The 4,090-nt window shown below is 67.0% G+C and carries 4 protein-coding genes; all 4 read left to right on the top strand.

Annotated elements, in window-relative coordinates:
• Positions 1-1,027: ABC transporter substrate-binding protein (locus ACWGST_RS16905; RefSeq protein WP_452047829.1), on the top strand; the 1,027-nt coding region annotated here is incomplete at its 5' end.
• Positions 1,028-1,029: 2 nt separating this feature from the next.
• A complete protein-coding gene (locus tag ACWGST_RS16900; RefSeq protein WP_452047828.1) occupies positions 1,030-2,229 on the top strand; it encodes an ABC transporter ATP-binding protein in 1,200 nt (399 codons plus the stop codon).
• 2 nt (positions 2,230-2,231) lie between these two features.
• Positions 2,232-3,143, top strand: a complete 912-nt coding sequence (locus tag ACWGST_RS16895; RefSeq protein ID WP_452047827.1) for an ABC transporter permease — start codon at positions 2,232-2,234, stop codon at positions 3,141-3,143.
• Between the two features lie 77 nt (positions 3,144-3,220).
• Positions 3,221-4,036, top strand: a complete 816-nt coding sequence (locus ACWGST_RS16890; RefSeq protein ID WP_452047830.1) for an ABC transporter permease — start codon at positions 3,221-3,223, stop codon at positions 4,034-4,036.
• Positions 4,037-4,090: the final 54 nt, after the last annotated feature.

Here is a 4,090-nt window from a genome sequence, read left to right as displayed (position 1 = left end):
CGACAAGACCGTGAACTGGGCGAACTGGGCGGCGTACATCGACGAAGACGACAGCGGTGCCTACCCGACGCTCGAACGCTTCACCGAGCAGACCGGCATCACCGTGAACTACGAGGTCGCCGTCGACGACAACAACACGTACTACGGCAAGGTGAAAGACCAGCTCGCGCTCGGCAAGGACATTGGCGCCGACACCGCCGTGCTCACCGACTGGATGGCCGCCCGCTGGATCCGCTTCGGGTACACGCAAGAGCTCAACCACGACAACATCCCGAACATCGTGAACCTCAGCCCGGCGCTGCGCGACCCCGACTTCGACAAGGGGCGCGTCAACTCGCTGCCGTGGCAGGGCGGGTTCGCCGGCATCTGCTGGAACAAAGAGGCGATCCCCGGCGGCATCGAGTCCGTCGAAGACCTGTGGAACTCCGAGCTCAAGGGTCGGGTCGGCGTGCTCTCCGAGATGCGCGACACGATGGGGCTCATCCTGCAGCAGAACGGCGTCGACATCGCGGGCGACTGGGGCGACGAGGAGTTCGACGCGGCCATCGAGGTGCTCCGCGAGCAGGTCGAGTCCGGCCAGGTGCGCAACATCAAGGGCAACTCCTACCTCGAAGACCTCAAGAGCGAAGACACGCTCGCCGCCATCTGCTGGTCGGGCGACATCACCGTGATCAACGCCGAAGCCGGCGACAAGTGGGAGTTCGCCCTCCCGACCGCCGGCGGCACGCTGTGGAACGACAACTTCCTCGTTCCGATCGGCTCGCCGCGCAAGGCCAACGCCGAGGCGCTCATGAACTACTACTACGAGCCCGAGGTCGCGGCCGAGGTCGCGGCGTGGGTGAACTTCATCACGCCCGTCGTCGGCGCGAAGGAGGCCGCCATCGCGATCGACCCCGAGCTCGCAGAGAACCAGCTCATCTTCCCCGACGAGGCCTTCCTCGAGAACGCGCACATCTTCCGGTCGCTCGACGGCGCCGAAGAGCAGAAGTACCAGGCGCAGTTCCAGAGCATCCTCCTGGGGGCGTGAACGTGTCGGTACGGGAGTTCGCCGAACGCGGCGCAGATCTCGAACTCGTCGGCATCCAGAAGCGGTTCCCCGGCTTCACGGCGATCGAGGAGCTCGACCTCACGATTCCGGCGGGTTCCTTCTTCGCCCTGCTCGGCCCGTCGGGCTGCGGCAAGACGACGACGCTCCGGCTCGTCGCGGGACTCGAGGAGCCGACCGCCGGTCGCATCCTGATCGGCGGGCGCGACGTCACGGGCACGAAGGCGCACGAGCGCCCCGTCAACACGGTGTTCCAGAGCTACGCGCTGTTCCCGCACATGTCGGTGCTCGAGAACGTCGCGTTCGGGCTCAAGCGCCGTCGCATCGGCGACGCACTGGGCCGGGCGCACGAGGCGCTGCGCCTCGTCGAGCTCGACCACCTCGCGCAGCGTCGACCGGCGCAGCTGTCGGGCGGCCAGCAGCAGCGCGTCGCGCTCGCACGCGCGATCGTCAACCGCCCGGCGCTCCTCCTGCTCGACGAGCCCCTCGGTGCGCTCGACCTGAAGCTGCGCCGACAGATGCAGCTCGAGCTGAAGACGATCCAGGAGGAGGTCGGCCTCACCTTCCTGCACGTCACCCACGATCAAGAGGAGGCCATGACCATGGCCGACACGGTCGCGGTCATGAACAAGGGTGCGATCGAGCAGATGGGCGCCCCCGCGGTGCTCTACGAGCTTCCGCGCACGTCGTTCGTCGCGAACTTCCTCGGCCAGTCGAACCTGTTCACGGGTGACGTCATCGCATCGACGGATGCCGCGATCTCGGTCGACATCGGCGGTGCACGCCTCATCGTGCCCACGGCACGGGCGCAACGTCACCAGGGCCGGGTCACGATCGGGGTGCGCCCCGAGAAGGTCACGCTCCTTCGAGAGGCGCCGGCCGCGACATCCGACCACAACTCCCTCGGCCCCGGCCGGGTCATCGATGTCTCGTTCTCTGGCGTGAGCACGCAGTACATCGTCGCGCTTCCCACGGCGGGCACCGTGACGGTGTTCGCGCAGAACACGGGTACGGGGCCGATCGTCGCCGAGGGCGCCGAGGTGTGGGTCTCGTGGCCCGTCGAGCACGGATTCGGGCTCGAAGACGTGCCCGAGGCCGAGGGCCGCTTCCCCGCCGACGACGACACCACCTCGATCGCCGCGCAGCGCCGTGAGGCGCTCGTCGCGGAGCTCGAGGAGGGCTGAGCATGGCCTTCGCCGCCTTCCAGACCGCAGAGGTCGTGCCGCAGGCGCCGAGGAAGCGCAGCAGGATCGCGCTGTTCCTGCTGCTTCCCGGTCTGCTCTACCTCGTGCTGTTCTTCGTCACGCCGCTCATCTCGCTCCTGCTCACCTCGTTGCAGGCGCCGACCGAGTTCGGCGACATCGGCCAGTTCGAATACGCCTTCAACTGGCAGAACTACGTGACCGTGATGGGCGAGTACTGGCCGCACATCGTGCGTTCCTTCGGGTACGCGCTCGCGGCCACGGTGTTCGCGCTGCTCTTCAGCTATCCGCTCGCGTACTTCATCGGTGTGAAGGCGCGGCGCTGGCCGATGCTGCAGGGGCTCATGCTCGTGCTCGTGATCGCCCCGTTCTTCATCAGCTTCCTGCTGCGCACCCTCGCGTGGAAGCAGATCCTCTCCGACGAGTCGTTCGTGATCACCTCGCTGAAGGCGCTCTCGCTCATGGCGCCCGACGCGCACTTCACGGGCACGCCGTTCGCGGTGATCTTCGGCCTCACGTACAACTTCATCCCGTTCATGACGCTGCCGCTGTACACGACGCTCGAGCGACTCGACCTGCGCTACCTCGAGGCGGGCAGCGACCTGTACGCGAACCCGTTCACGGTCTTCCGCAAGGTCACCATCCCGCTGTCGATGCCCGGCATCGTCGCGGGCACGCTGCTCACCTTCATCCCCGCCGCGGGCGACTACGTGAACGCGAGCCGTGACTTCCTCGGCGGGCCCGACACGCAGATGATGGGCAACGTGATCGAGGCGAACTTCCTCGTGCTGCTGAATTACCCGGCCGCCGCGGCGCTCTCGATCATCCTGATGGCCGCGATCCTCGTGCTCGTCGGCGTCTACGTCAAACGAGCCGGAACGGAGGACCTGCTGTGAGCGGAGAAGTCCAGGCGGCCGCCGTCCTCGGCGGATTCAGCGAGAGCGAGCAGCTCGAGAACGGCCCGCAGCGCCGAGTGCGGTCGCGTCGGCTCGGACTCGGCGACTGGCTGTTGCCGGCCTACACGATCATCGCCTTCGTGTTCCTGCTCATCCCGATCGCGTACACCTTCGTGTTCTCGTTCAACGACTCGATCAAGTCGAACATCGCTTGGCGCGGCTTCACCCTCGACAAGTGGATGAACGTGTGCACGGTCGAGGGCGGCGCCGTATGCGAGGCGTTCGGCAACAGCATCGTCATCGGCATCGCCGCGACCGTCATCGCGACGGCCCTCGGCACGATGATCGCGATCGCCCTCGTGCGTTACCGGTTCCGCGCCCGCGGGGCGATCAGCCTGCTGCTCTTCCTGCCGATGGCGACGCCAGAGGTCGTACTCGGTGCGGGCCTCGCGGCGCAGTTCCTCGCCGTCGGCGTCGCGAAAGACATGACGACGATCATCCTGGCGCACACGATGTTCTGCATCAGCTTCGTGGTGGTGACCGTCAAGGCCCGTGTCGCGAGCCTCGACCCGGCACTCGAAGAGGCCGGCCGCGACCTCTACGGTTCGCCCTCGCAGGTGTTCTGGCGAGTGACGTTCCCGTTGCTGCTGCCCGGCATCGTCGCGGCCGCGCTGCTGTCGTTCGCGCTCAGCTTCGACGACTTCATCATCACGAACTTCAACTCGGGCGCCGTCTCGACGTTCCCGAAGTACATCTACATCTCGGCGTCGCGGGGCATCCCGGCCGAGGCGAACGTCATCGCCTCCGCCGTGTTCCTCTTCGCCCTGGTGCTCGTGATCGTCGCCCAGGTCTCGCGCGCGGCACGCGCGAAGCGGCTCGCGAAACTCGGCTGACCCGAACAGACCGAGAGCGCGGGCAACGGATGTCGCGGCGGGAAGCATTCCCGC

The organism is Agromyces sp. NPDC055520 (assembly GCF_053619715.1).
Note: the sequence above shows the minus strand (reverse complement) of the source record. Positions and strands in the feature narration are given on the sequence as shown.